We start from the raw sequence: 380 nt of genomic DNA on the forward strand, positions 1-380 counted from the left end.
ACCGGCACCATCTTCTTGGTGTTGATGTATTCGGCCATCTCGCTGTAGCCGCCGCCGCCGATGGTCACGTTGCCGCCCAGGATGGCCGCGATCGCCTCGCCGCCCCCACGGAACGCCACGTAGTTGATCTTGGCCGGGTCCACGCCCACTTCGCGCGCGATCATCGCGGCCGCGATGTGCTCGGTGGAGCCGCGCGAGCCGCCGCCCCACTTCACGCTGCCCGGGTCCTTCTTGAGCTGGGCGATCACCTCGGCCATCGACTTGAACGGCGAGTTGGCGGGCAGCACGAACACGTTGTACTCGCTCGTCAGGCGCGCGATCGGGGTGGCCTGCGACAGGTTCACGGGCGGCTTGCCGGTGATGATGCCGCCCACCATGAC

General features: G+C 67.9%; 1 protein-coding gene. It reads right to left on the bottom strand.

The features are described from left to right. The coding region (locus tag G4D87_RS38760; RefSeq protein WP_275902344.1) for a tripartite tricarboxylate transporter substrate-binding protein at positions 1 to 380 on the bottom strand (380 nt) is incomplete at both ends.

Source organism: Myxococcus vastator (assembly GCF_010894475.1).
In the GTDB taxonomy this organism is placed as follows: Bacteria; Myxococcota; Myxococcia; order Myxococcales; family Myxococcaceae; genus Myxococcus; species Myxococcus vastator.